Raw genomic sequence first — 21,657 nt, 5'->3', positions numbered from 1 at the left:
GTCGACGGAGACGAGGAGAACCCCATGAGTCACGGCTATGCCACCATGTCGGTCGCGAGCATCCTGGCGGAGACGGCGCATCGGCACCCCGACAACGTCGCCCTGATCTTCGCGGGCCGCGAGATCCGCTACGGCGAGCTGTGGGAGCAGACGCGGGCGTACGCGGGCGCGCTCCGCGACCTCGGTGTGGAACCGGGCGACAAGGTGGCGCTGATGCTGCCGAACGTGCCCGACTTCCCGCGGGCGTACTACGCCGTGCTCGCGCTCGGCGCGGTCGTCGTCCCTGTGCACGCGCTGCTGAAGGCGGAGGAGATCGCGTACGTGCTGGGCGATTCCGGCGCTTCGGTGCTGATCTGCGCCGCGCCGCTGCTCGGCGAGGGGGCACGCGGTGCCGGGCTGGCCGGCATCCCGACGCTGTCGGTGCTCGTGCCGGACGAGCTGCTGGAGCAGGCGCCGTTCCCGCGGCTCGAGGACCTGGCCGCCGCATCCACCCCCATCGACAGCTACGTGCCGCGGGACCCGCTCGACACGGCGACGATCCTCTACACCAGCGGCACGACGGGCAAGCCGAAGGGCGCGGAGGGATGCCACTTCTCGCTGATCGAGCAGGTGAACGTGCTGCTGAGCACGACCCTCGACCTCGAACCGACCGACCGCATCCTGGGCTGCCTGCCGCTGTTCCACACGTTCGGGCAGACCTGCGTCATGAACATGGGCTTCCGGGCCGGCGCGGCGGTCGTGCTGGTGCCGAAATTCGACGGCGCCACCGCGCTGCAGCTGCTCAACGAGCACGCCTGCACGGTGATGACCGGCGTGCCGACGATGTACATCGCGCTGCTCGAGGCGGCGAAGTCGAACCAGCACCGTCCGCCGCTCCGCTACGGCATGAGCGGCGGCGCGGCCATCCCCGTCGCCGTCATCGAGCGGATGAAGGAGGTGTACGGCATCGACGTGCACGAGGGCTACGGCCTCACGGAGACCTCGCCCGTCGCGTCCTTCAACCACCGCGGCCGCCCGACGCGGGTCGGCACGGTGGGCACGCCGATCTGGGGTGTGGATGTGGAGATCGCCGACCCCGAGGTGGACGACCGGATCGAGCTGCTGCCCCGGGGTGAACTCGGCGAGATCGTCGTCCGCGGCCACAACCTGATGAAGGGATACCTCAACCTGCCGGAGGCGAACGCGGAGGCGGTGGTGGACGGCTGGTTCCGGACGGGCGACCTGGGCACGAAGAGCGACGACGACTACATCACGATCGTCGACCGCAAGAAGGACATGATCGTGCGCAACGGGTACAACGTGTACCCGCGGGAGGTCGAGGAGGTGCTGTCGACGCATCCCGCCGTCGCGATGGTGGCCGTCTTCGGGGTGGTGCACGAGACGCACGGCCAGGAGATCATGGCCGCGGTGACCCTGATGCCCGGCGGCGAGGCGGACGGGGAGGAGCTGGTCGCCTTCGCACAGCAGAAGGTCGCCGCCTACAAGTACCCGCGTCGCGTGGAGATCCTTGAGGCACTGCCCCTCGGGCCGAGCGGCAAGGTGCTGAAGCGGGAGCTGGTGGCGCGGTTCGAGGCCGAGGCGGGCGCGCAACCGGTCGGCTGATCCACCCGCCCCTGGTACCGTGGCGGATATGGTTGCACACGCAAATACCCCGCTTCTGACCCTGAACAACGGGACCACCATCCCTCAGCTCGGCTTCGGCGTCTTCAAGGTCGACCCGGCCGAGACGACGCGGATCGTCACCGACGCCCTCGAGGTCGGATACCGCCACATCGACACCGCTGCGATCTATGGAAACGAGGAGGGCGTCGGCCGGGCGATCGCATCCTCCGGCATCCCGCGCGAGGAGCTGTTCGTCACCACCAAGCTGTGGAACGACCGCCAGACGGACGCGGAGAACGCGTTCGAGGAATCGCTCGGGAAGCTGGGCCTCGACTACGTCGACCTGTACCTCATCCACTGGCCGACGCCGCAGAAGGACACCTTCGTCGAGGCGTGGACGTCGCTGGAGAAGATCTATGCGTCCGGCCGTGCGAAGGCGATCGGCGTCTCCAACTTCCTGGTCCCGCACCTGGAGAAGCTGCTCGCCAGCACGGACATCGTCCCGGCCGTCAACCAGATCGAGCTGCACCCGGCGCACCAGCAGCCCGAGGTGACCGCGTTCGCCCGCAGGAACGGCATCGAGATCGAGGCCTGGGGCCCGCTCGGCCAGGGCAAGTACCCGCTGTTCGAGGTGCCCGAGGTCGCGGAGGCTGCCGAAGCGCACGGCAAGACGCCCGCGCAGGTCGTCATCCGCTGGCACCTGCAGACCGGGAACATCGTGTTCCCCAAGTCGAACCGGCGCGAGCGGATGGCCGAGAACTTCGACGTCTTCGACTTCGAGTTGACGGCCGACGAGGTCGCGGCGATCAACTCGCTGGAGCGCGAGGGACGCGTCAGCGCCCACCCCGCAGAGGTGAACTGATTTCCGCCGACCGGGGGAGCGGCGTTGCGACGCCGCACCCCCGGGCTAGGCTCGACGCGTGAGAATCACGTCCGCCACCGGGAAGATCGCCTACATCGTGGGCGTTTTCGCACTCATCCTGGTGCTCAACGTCTTCCTCATCGCGCGACTGGTGAATCCCACGTTCGACGTGCTGATCGTCGCCGTGCTCAACGTCGCCTATGTCGTCGTCGGGGTGCGCACGTTCCGTGGTGCGGAGGAGAACCGGGCCGACCCGCGCCCCTGGTGGCGGGCGACGGCGCGGCCTGCGGCGGGCTTCTGGATCGGCGCCCTCCTCGCCGTGCTGGCCTTCATCTCCGGTGTGGGCGCCTTCGCCAGCAAACCCGAGAACGCCATCATCCCGGCCATCGCGTGCCTGAGCTACGCGGTGCTGGCCGCGTTCTACCTGAACTCGTCGGTGCGGCTGCAGGGGATGGATACGGCGGGCTGATGCTGCTGGTCGGGATCCAGGTTCCTGCGTAACGGCGGAGAATCGCGGCCGATTCTCCGACCGACCGCGGCCGGACGGAGAATCGAGGGCTGTGGGGGGCAGATCTCCGACGCAAGCGGACGAATCTCCGACCGGCACGGGTGGTCGGCGAGCGGAGGCGCCCCGCGATACGCGCGGAACCCGGGGCTTCCGTTCCGGCACCGCCGTCGTAGGGTGAGCCCATGTCGAATCGGCTCGCGGACGCGATCAGCCCGTACCTGCGCGCGCACGCGGACAACCCGGTGGACTGGTACCCGTGGGGAGCCGACGCGTTCGCCGAGGCGCGGCGGCGCGACGTCCCCGTGATGGTGTCGATCGGCTACGCGACCTGCCACTGGTGCCACGTCATGGCCCGGGAGAGCTTCAGCGACCCGGCCACGGCGGAGGAGCTGAACGCGCGGTTCGTGGCGATCAAGGTCGACCGTGAGGAGCATCCCGACGTCGATGCTGCGTACCTGTCGGCCGCGAGCGCGTTCACGGGCAACCTCGGCTGGCCGCTGACGGTCTTCGCGACGCCCGAGGGCCGGGCCTTCTTCGCGGGCACGTACTTCCCACCGCAGCCGGTTGCCGGTCGTGCGTCGTTCCGGCAGGTGCTGGACGCGGTGTCGGATGCGTGGACCGTTCGGCGCAGCGAGGTCGAGTCGGACGCGGGCAAGGTCGTGAGCGCGCTCGCCGCGGCGGCGGAGGCGGCGACCTCGGTCTCCGACCTCCCCGACGATCGGGCCCTGGATGCCGCCGTCGCCCAGCTGGCGGAGGCGGAGGACCCGGAGTTCGGCGGTTTCGGCACGGCGCCGAAGTTCCCGGTCGCGCCACTGCTCGACTTCCTCCTCGCGCGCCCGTCGGGCCATGAGCTTGCTGCGCGGACTCTGGAACGGATGGCCGCCTCACCGCTGCGCGATGTGGTCGACGGCGGCTTCTTCCGCTATGCCACCCGGCGCGACTGGAGCGAGCCGCACTACGAGCGGATGCTCTACGACAACGCGCTCCTGCTCGACGCCTACGCCCGCGCCTGGCAGCAGACCGGCGCGGAGTGGGCCGAGCGCACGGCCGACGGCGTCGCGGCGTTCCTGCTCGGCGTGCTGCGCCGGCCCTCCGGCGGCTTCGCGTCGGCGCAGGACTCGGAGAGCACGATCGACGGCGCCCGCGTGGAGGGCACCTACTACACGCTCCCGCCGGCGGACCGCGCCCGGCTGGACCCTCCGCCGCTCGACGAGAAGGTGCTCACCGGCTGGAACGGCCTGGCGATCGGCGCGCTGGCCCGAGCCGGGCGCATCCTCGACCGCCCCGCCTGGATCGCGGCGGCCCGGGAGGCGGCGGATGCGGTGCTCAGCCGCCACCGTCGCGAGGACGGGACCCTGCTGCGCACCTCCCTCGGCGACCGCCGCTCGGAGGCAGGCGCGACGCTCGAAGACTACGGCGGCCTGGCAGCCGGGCCGCTCGAGCTGGCGCTCGCCGCGGGCGATGTGTCCGCGGCGACGGCGGCACGCGACCTGGTCGACCTGTGCCTGGATGCGGCGGGCGACGGAACGTGCCCGTTCGAGACTCCGGGCGGTGGAGACCCGGTGCTGGAGGCGACCGGGCTGGCGGTGCGCGTCGACCCGTCGGAGGGCGCCTACCCGTCAGGGCTCTCGTCGATGGCGCAGGCCGCCCACACGCTGTACCTGATGACGGGCGAACGACGCTACGAGCGGGCGGCACGCGAGGGGATGCGGATGGTCGCGGCGCAGGCGATCCAGGCGCCGAGCGCCTTCGGGACCTCGCTGGCACTGATGTCCCGGCTGGCGGGGGAGGCGGAGCAACTCGTCGTGGTGGTTCCGGATGCGGTCGAAGGGTCAGCCGCGGCACCATCCGGGCTCGTGTCCGCCGCCCGGCGGCACAGCGCGCCCCTTGTCGCCATGGCGACCGAATCGGAGGCGGCCGCGCTCGCCGCTCAGGGCTTCGAACTGTTCGAGGGCCGGACGGCCCAGGGCGGAGTTGCGACGGCGTACCCGTGCCGGGCTTTCGTCTGCCGCATTCCCGTGACGAACGCCGCGGACCTGTAACCGCATTCCTTCCGCTTCGTCGCGTTCGACATGGACGCACGTCTGTGTTAGCGTTCCTGTAAACGTTCTCGTAAACGTTCCCAAGAACGTTTCCAGCAGCGATCCTTCCAATGAAGCAGGAGCAGTGCATGTCCGAGCAGCCGACGATCGAAGCGAAACGGTCCACGCTCGTCCTCGTCGCCGAACGCGCGGGCGTTTCGATCGCCTCGGTATCCCGGGTCCTCAACGGCCAGCCCGCGTCGGCACAGCTCGCTGAGCGCGTCCGCCGCGCGGCCGACGAGCTCGGTTACGTCCCCGACGCCAGCGCGCGGACGCTCAAGACCGGACGTACCGACCAGATCGCGCTCGCGGTCGCGGACCTCGGGAACCCGGTCTACGTCAAGATGATGCACGAGGTGGCCCGGGTCGCGGCGAAGAAGGGGTACCGCCTGGTGCTGTCGTCGACCGGCAGCGATCCGAAGGACCAGATCGAATTGCTCGGAAGCCTCAATCGCGGGTTCGCCGACGGACTGCTGATGAGCCCGCTCCGTGTCACCGAGGAGCTGGTGGCGGCACTCCAGGGCAGCCGCATCCCGACGGTCGTCATCGGCTCGCTGCCCTCGGAGGCGGACGTGGACAGCGTCCGCGCCGACTCCGTTGCGGGCGTCGGCCTCGCTGTCGAGCACCTCGCCTCCACGGGCCGTCGCCACATCGCCTTCGTGAACGGCCCGGTCGACACCGTCCCCGGTGCGGCCCGCCTCGAGGGGTACCTCCGGGCCGTCGAGCGTCTCGGACTCCCGACGACCGCGGACCTGCAGGTCGCGGCGTCCGACTTCACCTACAAGGCGGGTCGCAAGGCGGCAGCGCGCCTGCTCGGTCAGTGCTCACCCGATGCGATCGTGTGCGCGAACGACCTGATCGCGGTCGCGGTCCTCAAAGAACTCGCGGCTCGCCGCATCCGGGTGCCCCACGATGTGGCGGTGGTCGGGATGGACGACAGCGAAGCCGCTGAACTCGCCGACCCGGCCCTCACCAGTGTCAACCTCGGCTCAGCGAAGCGCGCCCGCACGGCGGCCAAGCTGCTCATCCGCCGTCTGGAGAACCCGGGAGTCGCGACCAAGACGGTCGTCATCGAGCCGACACTGAGCATCCGGGAGTCCTCCGCCGCCCGAGAGGTGGCCGGCGAATGACGACGACGGTCGCGCCTCCGACCGGGGCTTCGCCCCAGGCGCCGAGACGGCGCCGGCGCCTGGCCGGCGGCCCCGCCGGCGGTCGAAGCCGCGACGCGGTGCTGCTCGTGCTGCCCGCCCTGCTCCCGATCGTCATCTTCAGCGTCTACCCGCTGGTGCAGGGCATCCTGCTGGGTTTCACCGACGCGCGCGCCGGCTACAACCTGCCCATCAATTTCAACGGAATCGACAACTACACGAAGCTGGGCGGCAACGCCCTCTTCTGGAATTCGTTCGGGATCGGTCTGCTGTGGGCGTTCAGCGTGACGATCCTGCAGTTTCTCGCGTCGTTGGGCCTCGCGCTGCTGCTCAACCTGAATCTGCGGCTTCGCTGGCTGGCGAGGACGCTGGCGCTGGTGCCGTGGGCGATGCCGCCGGTGATCATCGCGATCATGTGGCGGCTCATGCTGAATCCCAGCTACGGACCGATCAACCAGGCGCTGCGCGGCCTCGGCCTCCCGAGCGACATCAACTGGCTGGGCAACGCCTCCATCGCGCTTCCCGCCGTGATCGTCGTCGGTGTCTGGGCCGGGATGCCGCAGACCACCATCACCCTGCTCGCGGGCCTTCAGAATGTGCCGACCGAGTTGCATGAAGCGGCGGCGATCGACGGCGCGAGCACCTGGCGACGGTTCTGGCACATCACTCTGCCGGCGTTGCGGCCGGTCATCGTGGCGATCACGACGCTCGACCTGATCTGGAACTTCAACTCGTTCGCGCTCGTCTTCGTTCTGACCGCAGGCGGCCCGGGCGGCACGACCATGCTCCCGATGCTGTTCGCGTACAACGAAGCCTTCCGCTACGGGAACTTCGGGTATGCAGCCTCCATGGGCAACGTCATGGTCGTGGTCATCGCGATCTTCCTGTTCCTGTACCTCCGCGGTCAGATGAGGAGTCGCAACGCATGACCTCCACCACTCTCGCCTCCGGTCCCGTCAAAAGCGCCTCGGTGAAGCGGGCTCGTCACATCGCACGCCCGCTCCAGTACGTCGCCCTCGTGCTGTACATGATCTTCCTGGGCTTCCCACTGCTATTCCTGCTGACGACGGCGTTCAAGACCTCGCGCGAGCTCCAGTCACCGAACCCGGGTTTCCTGCCGACCACCTTCGACCTCCAGAACTTCGTGCAGGCGATGGACAAGGCGAACCTGGTGGCGGCCGCGGGGAACAGCCTGATCGTCGCGGTGTCCACCACCGTGCTGGTCACGATCATCGCCCTTCCGGCGGCCTACGCGCTCGCGCGCTTCCGTACCAGGCTGCGCGGGATCGCGACCGGCTGGATCCTGCTCAGCCAGGTGTTCCCGTTCATCCTGATCATCATCCCGCTGTTCCTCGTGCTGAAGAACATCGGCCTGATCAACAATCTGGCCGGCCTGGTGCTCGTGTACACGGTCTGGTCGCTCCCGTTCGCCCTGTGGATGCTGCAGGGGTACATCGCCGGCATCCCGGTGGAGCTGGAAGAAGCCGGCGCGATGGACGGCGCGGGCCGGTTGCGGACGCTGCGGACCATCGTGCTCCCGCTGCTGGCACCGGGACTCGTCGCCACCAGCCTGTTCACCTTCATCAATGCCTGGAACGAGTTCTTCTTCGCGCTTGTGCTCATCCAGGACCCCAGTCTCCAGACCCTGCCGCTGGCGCTCGCCCGCTTCGTGGGCGCCGAAGGTCAGGTCCAGCTCGGACAGCTCGCAGCGGCCTCGTTGCTCGCGACCATCCCCAGCCTCGTGTTCTTCCTCCTCATCCAGAAACGCCTGACCTCCGGCCTGCTCAGCGGCGCCGTCAAGGGCTGAGACCCACCAACCCCAACCAAGGAGAAACCATGCGCACACGCACCTTCCGGGTGAGCGCGCTCGTCGCCGGCATCGCCGCCGCGACGCTCGCCCTCGCCGGCTGCTCGTCCTCGGGCGGCCACGACACCGCGACAGGAGGCAAGGTCACGCTGACCTTCCAGTCGCTCGCCTTCCAGGACACCACGGTCACAGCGACGAAGGACATCGTCGACTCGTGGAACAAGGCGAACCCGAACATTCAGGTGAAGCTCCAGCAGGGAAGCTGGGACAACGTGCACGACCAGCTCGTCACGCAGTTCCAGGGCGGAACCGCGCCGGACATCATCCACGACGAGTCGGCTGACATCATGGGCTTCGCCCAGCAGGGCTACCTCGCCGATTTGAGCAGCAAGCTCAGCTCCGACACCAAGGACGCGGTCTCGAAGAACATCTGGAAGTCGGTCACCACGCCCGACGGCAAGATCGTCGCGGCCCCCACGCTGCTGCAGTCATACGTCGTGTTCGCGAACAAGAAGGCGTTCTCGGCCGCAGGGGTCGACATCCCGAACGGGAAGACCCTGAGCTGGAACGACTTTGAGTCGCTTTCGAAGAAGCTGACCTCGGGCGGCAACTTCGGCACCGGCTGGGGCATGAAGTCCCCGACGGCGACCGTGATGAACCTGGCCCTCGGCTTCGGCGGCACGTTCTTCGACAACAAGGACGGCAAGTCCACCATCCACGTCGGTGACGACGAACTGCAGGTGCCGAAGCGCATCAACGCGATGGCCTACACGGACAAATCGCTCGACCCCGTGTCGCTGACGCAAAGCGGAAGCGACGTGCTCCCCGGCTTCTTCGGCGGCAAGTACGCGATGTACATCGGCGGCAACTACGTGGCGCAGCAGATCAGCGAATCGGCCCCGGCAGGATTCGACTGGGCCGTGCTCCCGCCGCTCGCGGGAACGAAGGGCGCCGATCAGGCCGCCAACCCGCAGACGATGTCGGTCTCGGCGCAGAGCAAGCACATCCCTGAGGCGGCGAAGTTCATCGACTACTTCATGAAGGCCGACAACCAGGCGAAGCTCGCCGAGGGCGACTGGCTCATCCCCGCGTCGTCCGCCGCACGCGCACAGGTCGCGAAGGACACGTCCGGCAAGAACGGCTGGGACGTCATCCTCAAGTCGGGCGACGAGCTCACGGCTGCACCCTTCCAGGCGGCCACCAACTATCCGCAGTGGAAGGACCAGTACGCGACTCCGGCTCTGCAGAAGTACCTGACCAACGCGATCAGCCTGGACGATCTGAAGAAGCAGCTGACGGACGGCTGGTCCGCGGTCGGCTGACCGGACGCGCAGCCGCCACGAGACACACGGAACAAAAGGAGAGACGATGGATGCCCTGGTGAACTCAAGCACGGGCGCGCTCGCGGGCGCGGCCGTGGGAGACGCGATCGGGGGAGCGGCCGAGGGCAACACGCCCGAGGCCATCCAGGAGCGCTACGGCGGCTTCATCCAGGGCATCGTCCCTCCGTTCCTCGCCGACTGGCGGAACGCGCGACCGATCGCGCCCTACCACAAGGGCGACGGCCACATCACCGACGACACCTTGATGACGAACGCGCTGGTGGAGGTGTACGACACGCTCCGCGACCACCTGGACGCGTACGCGATCGCCGACCACCTCGTCCCGCTGCTGATCGGCGAGAAGCGCTGGATCCCGGAGTTCGAGTCCGAAGCGCTGCTGCTGCAGCGCATCTTCCTGGCCGAGAAGTGGATGGTCGCCCGGCTGCACTACGGCCACATCGACCCGCGCGAGGCGGGCGTCGGCAACATCGTGAACTGCGGCGCCACCATGTACGTCGGGCCGATCGGCATCGTCAACGCGGGCGCACCGGACGCAGCGTACGCCGAAGCGATCGATGTGGCCGGCGCACACCAGTCCAGTTACGGCCGGGAGGCTGCTGGAGTGTTCGCCGCCGCCGTCGCCGAGGCGATGCGGCCGGGAGCGGACCTGGACACGGTGATCGCTACCGCGCTGCGGCTGGCGAAGGACGGAACCCGCGACGCCATCGAAGCGGTCGCGGAGGCCGCATCCCGGGTCACCGACTGGCGCGCCGGACTCAGCGTGCTCCGGGCTGCGGTCGAGCCGTTCGACACGGTCGGCCCGCACTACCGTGCACCTGCTCGGGATGCGCGCATCCCGAGCCGCACGAAGTCGATCGAAGAGCTGCCGATCGCTCTCGGCATGCTGATCGCGTCCGGCGGCGACTACCGCGAGGCGGTGCTCGGCGCGGTCAACTACGGCCGCGACTCGGACTCCATCGCCGTGATGGCCGGGTCGATCGCCGGAGCCTTGGGCGGCCTGGAGGTCGTCCCGCAGGAGTGGCTCACGGCCGTCTCGGAAAGCAGCCGCATCGATGTCACGGCGACGGGGCCGGTCATGGCGTCCGTCGCGCGGGATGTGTGGGCGAAGGACGCGCGGCGGGCGGACGTCGTCGCCGCGGGTCGCTCGGCGTACGCGCTGATCGACGCCGAGGCGGTGTGATGCTGCGCCTGTCCTGGACGCAACCGGAGGACCTGGTGCCGCACGCGTTCGTGGCGGCGGAGCTCGATGGCCGCGAGGTCGCCGACCTGCGCGAGCGCTGGCGCGACGCAGGCGGAGCGGCGTCCGCGCCGGTCAGTGGTGCGACGCCGGAGCCGGCTGCCGAGCCGTTGCGCCGGCTGGCGCGCGAGGTGCTGCGGGAGGTGGACGAGCGTCCCGACCCCGCGGAGTTGGTCGCGGCGGAGCCGGAGGGTTTCGACGAGATCATTGCGGCGTCGCCGGGCGACGGCCATTCGGCTGCGGGCCGGCCGGCCGCTGGCGGCCCGCGCGACGTCGGCGGGCGTCTCGACGATCGCCTCCTCGGCGCGTGGCTCGGGCGGGCGGCCGGCTGCCTGCTCGGGAAACCGGTCGAGAAGGTCTCGCTGGAGGGCATCCGTGCAATTGCGCGCTCGACGGGCAACTGGCCGATCAGGTCGTACTTCACCGAGATCGGTCTCGATCCGGCGGTCGCGGAGCGCTACCCCTGGAACCGTCGCAGCCGGCCGACCAGCCTCGTCGAGAACATCGACGGGATGCCGGAGGACGACGACCTCAACTTCCCGCTGATCGCCCTGCAGCTGCTGGAGTCGCGCGGCCGGAGCTTCACCACCGACGATGTCGCGCAGTCCTGGCTCGACGCGCTGCCCGGCGGCCGGGTCTTCACGGCGGAACGGATCACGTACCGCAACCTGTTGGACGGGTTCGAGCCCGCTGTCGCCGGCCGGGTCGGGAATCCGTTCCGGGACTGGATCGGCGCGCAGATCCGCACCGATGTGTACGGGTGGACGACGCCCGGCGACCCCGTCGCCGCCGCGCGCCTGGCGTGGACGGACGCGGCGCTGAGCCACGGCCGTAACGGCGTCTACGGGGCGCTCTTCGTCGCTGCGGCCTGCAGTGCGGCCGTCGCCGGCACCCCGATCGATGAGGTGCTGCGCGCCGGCCTGTCGGTCGTCCCGGCGCAGAGCCGGTACGCCGCCGCCGTCCGCCGCGGGGTCGAGCTCGCCGCCTCCGACCTCGACGATGTCGCCGCCGTCGATGCGCTGCATGCCGAGTTCGGGGGGCTGCACTGGGTGCATGTGCTGAACAACGCCGCACTGCTCGCCTTCGCACTCGCACGCGGGGCAGGCGAGTTCGAGCGGACCATCACGCTGGCCGTCTCCGGCGGCTGGGACACCGACTCCGTCGGTGCCACCGCCGGCTCGATCGCCGGCGCGCTCACCGGCGCCGCCGCGCTGCCCGGCCGGTGGATCGACCCGTTGCACGACCGGCTGGCCACGTCGGTGCCGGGCTTCTCGGACGTGCGCTTCAGCGAGCTCGCTCGACGGACCCGGGGGGTGGCGGCATGAGCACCGTCGTCGTCGGCAGCGCGAACCTCGACCTCGTCTACCGGGTCGACCGCATCCCGTCGCCGGGGGAGACCGTGCTCGCCCGGTCGGCCGACGCCGTCGCGGGCGGCAAGGGCAACAACCAGGCCGTTGCCGCTGCGCGAGCGGGAGCCGCCGTCACGTTCGTGGTCGCGCTCGGCAGCGACACAGCGGGCGACCGCCTGGCCGCCGAGGCCCGTGCGACGGGCGCGACCGTTCTCGATCGCCGCGTCGACGCCCCCACCGGGACCGCGCTCATCACCGTCGACCCGGCGGGCGAGAACAGCATCGTGGTCGACTCGGGCGCGAACGCCCTCCTGACCGGACTGCGGCCGGACGAGCGGGAAGCACTGGCCGCAGCCGACGTGCTCCTCCTGCAGCTGGAGACACCGCTGGAGACCGTCGTCGAGGCGGCGACGCAGGCTCGGGCGGCCGGTGCACTCGTGGTGCTGAACGCAGCTCCGGTGCGCGACCTCCCGGCAGAGCTGCTCGAGAGGGTCGACATCCTGGTGGTCAACGAGCACGAGGCCGCACTGCTGGCACCGGAAACCGTGACGCCCGGAGAGGCCGCAGCCGCACTCGCGGCCGACGGCCGGTCTGTGGTGCTCACCCTGGGCGGAGCGGGGTGCCTGGTGGTGCCCTTCGGGGCGGAGCCCGTCTCGGTCCCCGCCCACCGCGTCGCAGTGGTGGACACCACCGGCGCGGGCGATACCTTCTGCGGCGCCTTCGCCGCGGAATTGGACCGCGCGGGCGGTCGCACCGCGATCAAATCCGACCGCTCCGCGTCGCTGGCGGCCGCAGCCCGCTTCGCCACGGCCGCCGCCGCGCTGTCTGTGCAGCGCCCGGGCGCTGTCCCGTCCATCCCCACGCTCGAGGAGATCCGTGCCTTCGTCGCCGACCGCAGCTGACCCCGACGAGGCCAGCACCAACCAGTTCGACCCGCTCGTACCGCGGCCGATCGACCGGCCGACGGCGCTGCCCATCGGCGGTGGGCTACCGCCCGAGACGGGCGACATCGTGAAGGTGTTCGCGGCGCCGGACGACCCGGCGGACTGGCCTGCGTGGCGCAAGGAGCTGGCCGCCTGGCGTGAGGAGGCGCGTGACCGTCTCGGCTACACCGGCGAACTCTACGACCGACCGGAGACCCGCTGGGCGCAGTCGGCCTACGCGGTCGCGCAGGTGTGGCTGTGGGACGACCGGCTGTTCGACCACCAGCGCCAGGAGTTCACGGTCGACGGTTTCCTCGAAGCGGTGTCCGCGCAGGGCGGCCTGGACGGGGTCGTCCTGTGGCACGCCTATCCGGTCATCGGGATCGACGACCGCAACCAGTTCGACTTCTATTGCGACGTCCCCGGTCTGCAGGACGTCGTGGACCGCTTCCACGAACGCGGCCTGCGGGTGTTCGTCGACTACAACCCGTGGGATGTCGGCACCCGGCGCGCCGCCGGTCCCGACGCCGACGAGCTCGCCTGGCTGGTTCAGGAGTTCGGCGTGGACGGCGTCTTCCTCGACACGATGAAGGAGGGCGACTCCGCCCTGGTCGCGGCGCTGCTCGGCGCGACGCCGGCGCAGGTGCTCGAGGGCGAGTCGCGGGTGCCGAACCAGCGCATCCAGGATCACCAGCTCAGCTGGGCGCAGTGGTTCGCCGACTCGGAGGCGCCCGGCGTGATGCGCGCGCACTGGTTCGAGCGGCGGCACATGATGCACGGCGTCCGCCGCTGGAACCGCGACCACAGCGCCGAGCTGCAGGCCGCCTGGATGAACGGCACCGGCATCCTGGTCTGGGATGCGGTGTTCGGCGTCTGGGTCGGCTGGAACCCGCGCGACGAGGGGACGCTGCGACGGATGCTGCGCGTGCAGCGCGCACTCAGCGAGCTGCTCGTGGCGGGGGAGTGGTCGCCGCTCGACGGCGCGACGGACGCTGCCGTCGGGGCCGGCGTCTACGTGTCCCGGTGGGCTCTCGATGGACACGCACTGTGGACGATCGTGAACCGCGGCGATGCCGACTGGCACGGCGATCCACTCGCCGGCGACCTCGCCGAGGGCGCCCGCCGGTACGACGTGACGGCCGGTGTGCGGGATGTGCGCGCGATCACAGTGCCGGCGCGAGGGATCGCAGGGATTCTCGAGCTCGCGCCCGGCACTCCGGAGCCTGCCGGCATCGCCGAGCTGCTCGTCGCGGCGGCCGACGACACGGCGTCGTCCGACTCCGCGTTCCCGGCGCGGGAGTCGGTGCGGGTGCGCCCCGCCCGGTCTCTCTCCGCATCCATCCCGGCCGACGCTGTGCTCGTGGACGCCGGGACGCGCGACATCGTCGTGACGTACCGCCGCCGTGAGACCGGCTTCTACCAGGGCGCGCCCTACGTCGAGGAGTGGAAGCCGCTCCCACCGCGTCTGCACGACGACCGTGCCGAGACCCTCACCGTCACCCTTCCGCATCCGGTCGCCGTCGCCGCGCGAGAGGTGTCCGTCGCTGAGTTCCGCGCCTTCCTGGACGAGACCGGTTACCGGCCGGCCGTCGCTCACCGCTTCCTGGTGGGAACGCAGGACGCCGCAGCGGACGCGCCCGTGACCGGCGTCTCGCTGACCGATGCACGGGTCTACGCCGCCTGGGCCGGAGCACGGTTGCCCGACGAGTTCGAGTGGCAGCTCGCCGCCGAGACGGGGATCGAGCGGCGGGATCCCGCAGTCTGGAACCTGACCGAGAGCGAGCACGACGACGGCATCACCCGGTTCGTGCTTCTGAAGGGCGGCGCGGAGCACCGTTCGGAGGGCTCAGACTGGTACGCCGACGGCGGGCTCCGGGAGCCGTCCTTCAGCTTCAAGTACCTGCTGCCGGGACTCGGGGTCGACCGCTCGCCGAGCATCGGTTTCCGGCTGGCGTGGGATCAGGAGGACGCCCTATGACTGCTCCGCTCGACGGCGTCCGGGTGCTGGACGTCTCCACGCTGTTCGCGGGACCGCTCGCGGCGACCTTCCTCGGCGACTTCGGCGCCTCCGTCATCAAGGTCGAGCATCCCACCCGGCCGGATGCCGCCCGCGGGCATGGACCGGCCAGGGACGGCGTCAACCTGTGGTGGAAGACGCTCGGCCGCAACAAGCGGACCGTCACGATGAACCTCGGGGATCCCGCCGGCGCCGAACTGCTGCTGGCCCTCGCCGCCGACGCGGACGTGCTGATCGAGAACTTCCGGCCCGGGACCCTGGAACGCTGGGGACTCTCGCCCGAACGGCTGCAGGAGGCGAACCCGCGCCTGGTCATCGCGCGGGTCACCGCGTTCGGACAGACGGGTCCGTACTCGTCGCGCCCGGGATTCGGCAGCCTCGCGGAGGCGATGAGCGGGTTCGCCGCCCTGACGGGCCAGCCGGACGGACCGCCGACGCTGCCACCGTTCGGGCTCGCCGACGGAATCGCCGCGCTCAGCTGCGCGTACGCCGTCGCCGTCGCCCTGCGTGCCGCGGAGCGCGACGGCCGCGGTCAGGTCATCGACCTCGCGATCATCGAGCCCATCCTCATGCTGCTCGGGGGGCAGATCACGGCCTATGACCAGCTCGGGATCGTGCAGCCGCGCACCGGCAACCGCTCGGTGAACAACGCTCCGCGCAACGTCTACCGCACCGGCGATGGCGACTGGGTGGCCGTCTCGACCAGCTCGCAGTCGATTGCCGAGCGCGTCCTGCGCCTGGTCGGCCGCGAGGAGGTGGTGGCCGAGCCGTGGTTCTCCAGCGGTCACTCCCGCGCCGAGCATGCGGACGAGCTCGACGAGGCCGTCGGATCGTGGATCGTGGCGCGGCCGACGAGCGAGGTGATCGCGGCGTTCGAGGCGGCGGAGGCCGCCATCGCCCCGGTGTACGACGTGCGCGGCATCCTGGCGGACCCGCAGTATCGGGCCCTGGGGACTGTCCAGACGGTCCCGGACGACGAACTGGGACCGGTGAAGATGCAGAACGTGCTGTTCCGGCTCTCCGAGACACCGGGCGCCATCCGCTGGGCGGGCCGCCGCCACGGCGAGGACACGGCGGACGTGCTCGCGGAGATCGGGGTGACGCCGGAACAGCTCGCGGCGCTCCGCGAGAGGGGGGTCGTATGACCGCCACCACCGCCCTCTACGTGCCCGGCGATCGGCCGGACCGCTTCGAGAAGGCGGTCGCTGCGGATGCGGACATCGTCATCTTCGACCTGGAGGACGCCGTCGCAGCGGACCGGAAAGATGCTGCGCTCGCGTCGGTCACCGACTGGCTGACCGGCCGGGATGTCGCCCCGGGCCCGGCGATCCAGGTGCGCATCAATCGCGGCGCGGAGCATGAAGTCGTCGCGCTGACCGCGACCGCCGCCGCCTTCGGACTGCGGCTGCCGAAAGTGGAGTCGCCGGCCGAGCTCGATCGCATCGCCGAGCTGGCGCCCGGCGTCCCGCTCACCGTGCTGGTGGAGTCCGCACTCGGCCTGGAGCGCGCGTTCGAACTGGCCTCCCATCCCGCGACCACCGCGCTGGGGGCGGGCGAGTCGGACCTGGCCGCAGAACTGGGCACGCGCGATGACCTCGTGCTCGATCACCTCCGGCTGCGGCTGCTCGTCGCTGCCCGCGCCGCCGACCTGCCCGCGCCCATGCTCGCCGCCTACCCCGGGATTCGTGACCTGGACGGACTGCGCGCAGACAGCGAGCGCGGCCGCCGGCTCGGCTGGCACGGGCGCTCGGCCATCCACCCCAGGCAACTGGCGGTGATCCGCGAGGTGTTCCGGCCGCGGGAGGACGAGCTCGCATGGGCGCACGCCGTCCTCGAAGCGCTCGGCGCGGACGGCGTCGCCACACTGGCCGACGGGCAGATGGTGGATGCAGCGATGGCGGCCCGAGCACGAGCAATCCTGAGCCGATGAGACGGCGGCCCGAATGGGTGAGCCTCCGCAGCGCCGCGCTGGGCGAGGAGCTGCGCTTCCTCCTGGTACGGCCGGAGGGGCCGGGGCCGCATCCGCTCACCGTTCTGCTGCACGGCCGCGGCGACGGGGCCGAGAGCTGGGAGCCTGTCTTCGACCTGCTGCCGCCCGGCGTCGTCGCGATCCCGGATGCGCCGTGGCTCGACCGCGCCGGCTACTGGGTCGACTCCGCGCATCCGGACGGGCAGGCGATCGAGACGGCGATCGTCCAGGACCTGGTGGGCCGGCTGGAGGCGACCCTCCCGGTCACGTGCCGCCGGGACGCCCGCACGGTCGCCGGCTACTCGATGGGCGGAGCTGGGGCCGTGCGGCTCGGGTTTGCGCATCCCGAGACCTTCGGCACCGTGATCGCCCTCAGCCCGGCCGTCTACGACCCCGACCCTCCCGAGGGGTCGTCGGCGCTCGACTCGGGTGCCTTCGGCACGGAGTCGGCCCGCTACGACCACGCGGTCTACGAGCGGTTGGGCTACGGAACCACGCTCGCCGCGTACCCGGCCGGGGTGACCACCCGGCTCCTGGTGGCGGTCGGCGACCACGAGCAAGCGCATCCCGGAGCACCGGAGACGGCGGCCGTCGCCACGCAGGCGGGCAGGCTCGTCGGCCGAGCGGAGCGGGTGCCCGGGATCCGCACGGAACTCCGGACGTTCCCCGGCGGCCACGGCTGGGAGACTTGGCGACCCGCGCTGCAGTGGGCGTTCAGCGCCGCACGCGGTACGTGAGGTGGGCGACCTCGGGGGTCACCCGCTCCCGGATCAGCTGCAGGTCGAGCGGCGGGACGCGGTCGAACACGCGCTCGCCGGCCCCCAGCGTGAGCGGCACGATGTGCAGCCGCACCTCGTCGACGATCCCCGCCCACAGCGCCTGGTTGAGCGTCTCCGCTCCGCCGGCGATGGACACGTCGGCCTCGCCCGCCACGACGCGCGCCTGCTCGACCGCCGCATGGATGCCGTCGGTCACGAAGCTAAAGGTGGTGCCGGTCAGCTCCAGCGGCTCCCGGGCGTAGTGCGTGAGCACGAAGACAGGGGCGTGGTACGGCGGCTCGTCGCCCCACCAGCCGGCCCAGTCGCCGAGCGGCTCGTCCGGGCCCGGCCACTCGTGACGCACCGGGCCGAACATGTTGCGGCCCATCACGTAGGCGCCGGCCGTCGTGATGGCGTCGATCTCCGCCTGGTGGGCGTCGGCGCTCTCGAACATCCAGGTGTGGAGGCGCCCGTCGACGCCCTCGCCCATCGGTTTCTCCAGCGACTGGTTCGGTCCGGCGGCGAAGCCGTCCAGCGAGATCCCGATGTCGGCGGTGACGATTCCCATGCGGGAAGGCTAGTCAGGCACGCTCCACCTTGTCGAGCATCCCCCAGACCGCTTCGCTCAGTTCGGGGTGCTCCAGGGCGATCCGGCGCAGCACGCCGTACTCGAACCGTGTGAACACGTCGCGACCTGCGGAGGGATGATGCGCCCGGGACTGCTCCTCGGCGAGGTCGAAGTCCTCGATCGCTCCGGCCCGCAGACCGATGACGACCTGCTCGTCCACACTGGGGAGGTCGGGGATGAACTGCCAGGGGTCCTCGCCGGCACGGCAGCGGTGCTCGATGATCGCGGACAGCTCGTCGCGCGCCTGCTGACGAAGCAGCTCGATGCTGCGCGGCACCTGTTCGCTCACCTCGCACCCTCCCTTCCCCGGGGTCGTGGACGGCGCTGCGTGGTGCGGCCGCCGTCGCGCCGGCTCCGTCGCCCGCGCAGTGGAATCAGCCTAGGCGCTGCCGCCGACGGCCGTCGAATCGGGGTGACACGGAAGGTCTACCGCTCACTCCGTGCGGGCGAGGAGGTACGTGTTCAGGTCAGCGGTGAGCGCCGCATCCACCGGGTACTCGCGGTCGTCGAGGTGTGTGACCGGCGCCGCCTGGCGGACACTGGAGACCAGCCAGATCGCGTCGGCCGCCTGCACGTCGTTCAGGGTCAGCGGTGCGAACTCGGTGCGCAGGCCGCGGGCCTGGAAGAAGTCGAAGACCGCGGCCTGGGTCGTTCCGGCCAGGATGCCCTGGTCGGTGTTCGGCGTCCGGACCACCCCATCGGTGAGCGTCACCACGTTGGAGGTCGGGCCCTCGAGGGCGAAGCCGTCGCTGCTCACGAACAGGACGTCGTCGGCGCCGCGGCGGACGGCCTCCCGCTGCGCCGCGCGGTTGACCGCGTACGAGAGGGTCTTGGCGCCGGCGAGCAGCCACGGCGACGTCTCGGCGACGTCGTGGCGGAGGCCGCGGTCGAGGGTGACGACGCGGATGCCGAGGCGCGCCTGGGAGAAGTCCTCGCCGACGTCGACGAAGAGCCAGCCGCTCGGGAAACCGGAGCCCTCGACGCCACGGGTGTAGATCAGCTTCGCGAAGAGCTCGGCGTCGACGGCGCCGTGCCGGGTCAGGAAGTCGGCCACCCCCGCCTGAACGGCCTCCCGCCAGACATCGACCGCCGGAACAGGGAGGTCGAGCAGCTCGGCGGAGTGCGCCAGCCGGGCGAGGTGCGGCTCCAGCGCCTGCGGGTGGCCGTTGATGACGGCGACCGTCTCGAACACGCCGTCGCCGCGGGTCACCGAGAGGTCGGTGATGCGCACCTGCGGCGCGTCGAAGTCGGCCACGACGTAGCCGGGATCCCCGGCCTCGGGCGTTCCGGTGGGCGTGGTGATGGTCAGCAGAGTCGCGCGCGTCATCCCCCCATTCTGCACGCGCACATCCCCCCACCGTCGAGTACACACGAATTGCACGCGGATCGGCCCTGGAGCGTGCAGTTTGTGTGTACTCGACGGCGGGGGGCGGGGCGGGGCGCAGGGGAGGAGGTCAGGCGGTTTCGCGGATGCGGAAGGCGGAGTCGCCGACAGGGGCTGCGTCGGAGACGGCGACGGTCTCGACGGCAGCGCCGGGAGGACCGGAGCGCAACCAGGCCAGCATCCGGTCGACCTGCTCGGGCGACCCCTCGACCTCGGCCTCCACGCTGCCGTCGAGGCGGTTGCGCGCCCACCCGGTCACGCCGATGCGCTGCGCGGCCTCCCGCGCGCCCCAGCGGAAGCCGACGCCCTGGACGCCCCCTGTCACGATCGCTCTCCTGCGGATCACAGCCCCATTGTGCCCCCGCTCCCGCGATTCTCGTCCCCACCGGGCTGCTGTTTGAATGGGGGGATGAGCGAACCCGCCGACCGCATCCGCCAGCTCCGCTCCGACCTGATCGCCGCCGGACTGACCGTCGACGCTCTGACCCAGCTGTGGGGCGAGGAGGCGGCGGACGCGCTGCACCGCGGGCAGCGCATCCCGGCCGAACGGTCGCTCGCCCGCCGTGAGCCGTCCGCACTGGCGACGCTCGCGCGACTGTTCGTGCTGTCGCGGCCGGTTCCGCGCGACGACGTGGCCGCCGCTCTCCCGTCCCTCGGGATGGACGGGGCCGCGTCCCTGGGGCTCATCACGGTCGGCGCCGACAGGAGCGGCGACGACACCGGCGGCGACGACACCGGCGACGCCGACACCGACAGTGACGACACCGTTCGGGCCGCCGTCGACCTACGCCCGTACGCCTTCGTGGACGCGGCCGGCCCCGCCGAGTGGTGGATCGTGTCCGACCTCGGTGAGCTGGCCCTCGGCCACGCGCTCCCCGAGGATCACGTGCTCGGCGTCGGCGGCGCATCCCTCACCCTGAGCGGGCTGATGCTGCAGAACCCCGTGGAGAGCGCGCTCGACCTGGGCACCGGATGCGGCATCCAGGCGATGCACGCCGCCCGCCACGCCCGCCGGGTCGTCGCCACCGACATCTCCCCGCGCGCCCTGCGGCTCGCCGCCCTGAACCTGGCGCTGAACGAGATCGACGGCGTCGAGCTGCGGCTCGGGAGCATGTTCGAGCCGGTCGCGGGGGAGCGTTTCGACCACATCGTCTCGAACCCGCCGTTCGTCATCACCCCGCGGTCGGAGGGCGTTCCCGCGTACGAGTACCGCGACGGCGGGATGGTCGGGGATGCGCTGGTCGCATCCTTCGTCGAGGGCTGCGGTGACCATCTCACGCCGGGCGGTGTCGCGCAACTGCTGGGCAACTGGGAGTACCGCGGCAGCGGCGACGGGCTGGAACGGGTCCGCCGCTGGGTGGACGCGTCGGCGGCGCCGCTCGACGCATGGGTCATCGAGCGCGACGTGGAGGACGCCGTCCGCTATGCAGAGACGTGGATCCGCGACGGCGGCACCCGGCAGGGGACACCGGAGTTCGAGCGGCTGCTCGACGCCTGGCTAGGCGACTTTGAGGCCCGCGATGTGCGCTCGGTCGGGTTCGGCTACCTGCTGCTGCGCCGGGCGGAGGGCGTTCCGACGCTCCGGCGCTTCGAGCGGCTGCACGGGTCGGTCGGCGCGAACGAGGCCGGGCTCGGGGTGCATGTCGGAGCTGCGCTGGCGGGCCACGATCTGCAGGCGGGCCTCGACGACGATGCCCTGTCGCGGCTGCGTCCCGTCGTCGCGGGCGACGTGACGGAGGAGCGGCACTTCTGGCCGGGAGCCGACGCGCCCACGGCCATCCTGCTGCGGCAGGGCGGCGGCTTCGGCCGGGTCGTCTCGGCCGACACCGGGCTGGCGGCCCTGGTCGGCGCCTGCGACGGCGAGCTCAGCGTCGGCGCGATCGCCGCGGCGCTGGCGCAGCTGCTGGAGGTGGACGAAGGCGCCCTCCGGCGCGAGCTGCTCGCGGCGGTACGCCGCCTGCTCGTGGACGGCTTCCTGCGCGCCTGACGCCCCGCCGTCCGGCCGCCCGCCGACCCGCCGCCCGCCGCCCCGCCGCCCGGC

Annotated in this window: 20 protein-coding genes; 16 read left to right on the top strand and 4 right to left on the bottom strand. The window is 71.1% G+C overall.

What is annotated here, in order from left to right; genetic code table 11:
* The first annotated feature begins 24 nt into the window (after positions 1-24).
* From AB4079_RS05490 to AB4079_RS05420, 15 genes are all read left to right on the top strand, one after another.
* Complete coding sequence (locus AB4079_RS05490) at positions 25-1,602, top strand: long-chain-fatty-acid--CoA ligase (protein WP_441786287.1); 1,578 nt, start codon at positions 25-27, stop codon at positions 1,600-1,602.
* A gap of 28 nt (positions 1,603-1,630) precedes the next feature.
* Positions 1,631-2,464 carry an aldo/keto reductase gene (locus AB4079_RS05485; protein ID WP_441786286.1) on the top strand — a complete coding sequence of 278 codons (834 nt, stop codon included), beginning with the start codon at positions 1,631-1,633 and terminating at the stop codon, positions 2,462-2,464.
* 58 nt (positions 2,465-2,522) lie between these two features.
* The gene (locus AB4079_RS05480) at positions 2,523-2,933 is read left to right on the top strand and encodes a hypothetical protein (protein ID WP_441786285.1); all 411 of its coding nucleotides are present in this window, start codon (positions 2,523-2,525) and stop codon (positions 2,931-2,933) included.
* Between the two features lie 221 nt (positions 2,934-3,154).
* Entirely contained in the window at positions 3,155-5,014 is a 1,860-nt protein-coding gene (locus AB4079_RS05475) for a thioredoxin domain-containing protein (protein WP_441786284.1), read from the top strand.
* A 128-nt stretch (positions 5,015-5,142) separates the two neighbouring features.
* The gene (locus AB4079_RS05470; protein WP_441786283.1) at positions 5,143-6,183 is read left to right on the top strand and encodes a LacI family DNA-binding transcriptional regulator; all 1,041 of its coding nucleotides are present in this window, start codon (positions 5,143-5,145) and stop codon (positions 6,181-6,183) included.
* Complete coding sequence (locus AB4079_RS05465) at positions 6,180-7,130, top strand: carbohydrate ABC transporter permease (protein WP_441786282.1); 951 nt, start codon at positions 6,180-6,182, stop codon at positions 7,128-7,130. The genes AB4079_RS05470 and AB4079_RS05465 overlap by 4 nt, the downstream gene beginning before the upstream one ends.
* On the top strand, positions 7,127-8,008 hold the full coding sequence (locus AB4079_RS05460; RefSeq protein WP_441786281.1) for a carbohydrate ABC transporter permease: 882 nt from the start codon (positions 7,127-7,129) through the stop codon (positions 8,006-8,008). Before AB4079_RS05465 ends, AB4079_RS05460 begins: the two co-directional genes overlap by 4 nt.
* 29 nt (positions 8,009-8,037) lie before the next feature.
* Positions 8,038-9,330 carry an ABC transporter substrate-binding protein gene (locus AB4079_RS05455; RefSeq protein WP_441786280.1) on the top strand — a complete coding sequence of 431 codons (1,293 nt, stop codon included), beginning with the start codon at positions 8,038-8,040 and terminating at the stop codon, positions 9,328-9,330.
* A 58-nt stretch (positions 9,331-9,388) separates the two neighbouring features.
* The gene (locus AB4079_RS05450; RefSeq protein WP_441786279.1) at positions 9,389-10,531 is read left to right on the top strand and encodes an ADP-ribosylglycohydrolase family protein; all 1,143 of its coding nucleotides are present in this window, start codon (positions 9,389-9,391) and stop codon (positions 10,529-10,531) included.
* Positions 10,531-11,913: an ADP-ribosylglycohydrolase family protein gene (locus tag AB4079_RS05445; RefSeq protein ID WP_441786278.1), complete on the top strand. Its 1,383-nt coding sequence runs from the start codon at positions 10,531-10,533 to the stop codon at positions 11,911-11,913. Before AB4079_RS05450 ends, AB4079_RS05445 begins: the two co-directional genes overlap by 1 nt.
* A complete protein-coding gene (locus AB4079_RS05440) occupies positions 11,910-12,839 on the top strand; it encodes a ribokinase (protein WP_441786277.1) in 930 nt (309 codons plus the stop codon). The genes AB4079_RS05445 and AB4079_RS05440 overlap by 4 nt, the downstream gene beginning before the upstream one ends.
* Positions 12,814-14,838 carry a formylglycine-generating enzyme family protein gene (locus AB4079_RS05435; protein WP_441786276.1) on the top strand — a complete coding sequence of 675 codons (2,025 nt, stop codon included), beginning with the start codon at positions 12,814-12,816 and terminating at the stop codon, positions 14,836-14,838. The genes AB4079_RS05440 and AB4079_RS05435 overlap by 26 nt, the downstream gene beginning before the upstream one ends.
* Positions 14,835-16,022 carry a CaiB/BaiF CoA transferase family protein gene (locus tag AB4079_RS05430; protein ID WP_441786275.1) on the top strand — a complete coding sequence of 396 codons (1,188 nt, stop codon included), beginning with the start codon at positions 14,835-14,837 and terminating at the stop codon, positions 16,020-16,022. Before AB4079_RS05435 ends, AB4079_RS05430 begins: the two co-directional genes overlap by 4 nt.
* On the top strand, positions 16,019-16,807 hold the full coding sequence (locus tag AB4079_RS05425; RefSeq protein ID WP_441786274.1) for an HpcH/HpaI aldolase/citrate lyase family protein: 789 nt from the start codon (positions 16,019-16,021) through the stop codon (positions 16,805-16,807). Before AB4079_RS05430 ends, AB4079_RS05425 begins: the two co-directional genes overlap by 4 nt.
* Positions 16,804-17,583, top strand: a complete 780-nt coding sequence (locus AB4079_RS05420) for an alpha/beta hydrolase (protein ID WP_441786273.1) — start codon at positions 16,804-16,806, stop codon at positions 17,581-17,583. Before AB4079_RS05425 ends, AB4079_RS05420 begins: the two co-directional genes overlap by 4 nt.
* Here the strand turns inward: AB4079_RS05420 and AB4079_RS05415 are convergent.
* From AB4079_RS05415 to AB4079_RS05400, 4 genes are all read right to left on the bottom strand, one after another.
* Positions 17,561-18,172 (bottom strand): dihydrofolate reductase family protein, encoded by a 612-nt coding sequence (locus tag AB4079_RS05415; protein WP_441786272.1) that lies wholly within the window; start codon positions 18,170-18,172, stop codon positions 17,561-17,563. The genes AB4079_RS05420 and AB4079_RS05415 overlap by 23 nt on opposite strands.
* A gap of 13 nt (positions 18,173-18,185) precedes the next feature.
* The gene (locus AB4079_RS05410) at positions 18,186-18,521 is read right to left on the bottom strand and encodes a hypothetical protein (protein ID WP_441786271.1); all 336 of its coding nucleotides are present in this window, start codon (positions 18,519-18,521) and stop codon (positions 18,186-18,188) included.
* A 144-nt stretch (positions 18,522-18,665) separates the two neighbouring features.
* On the bottom strand, positions 18,666-19,559 hold the full coding sequence (locus AB4079_RS05405; protein WP_441786270.1) for an aminodeoxychorismate lyase: 894 nt from the start codon (positions 19,557-19,559) through the stop codon (positions 18,666-18,668).
* Positions 19,560-19,686: 127 nt separating this feature from the next.
* A complete protein-coding gene (locus AB4079_RS05400) occupies positions 19,687-19,962 on the bottom strand; it encodes an acylphosphatase (protein ID WP_441786269.1) in 276 nt (91 codons plus the stop codon).
* A 63-nt stretch (positions 19,963-20,025) separates the two neighbouring features.
* Here AB4079_RS05400 and AB4079_RS05395 point away from each other — a divergent pair, with 63 nt between their 5' ends.
* Positions 20,026-21,603, top strand: coding sequence for a DUF7059 domain-containing protein (locus AB4079_RS05395; protein ID WP_441786268.1), 1,578 nt, complete (start codon positions 20,026-20,028; stop codon positions 21,601-21,603).
* The last annotated feature ends 54 nt before the right edge of the window (positions 21,604-21,657 follow it).

Source organism: Leifsonia sp. 2MCAF36 (assembly GCF_052115525.1).
Taxonomy (GTDB): domain Bacteria; phylum Actinomycetota; class Actinomycetes; order Actinomycetales; family Microbacteriaceae; genus Leifsonia.
The sequence above is the reverse complement of the archived record's forward strand: the minus strand, read 5'-3'. Positions and strand labels throughout refer to the sequence as shown.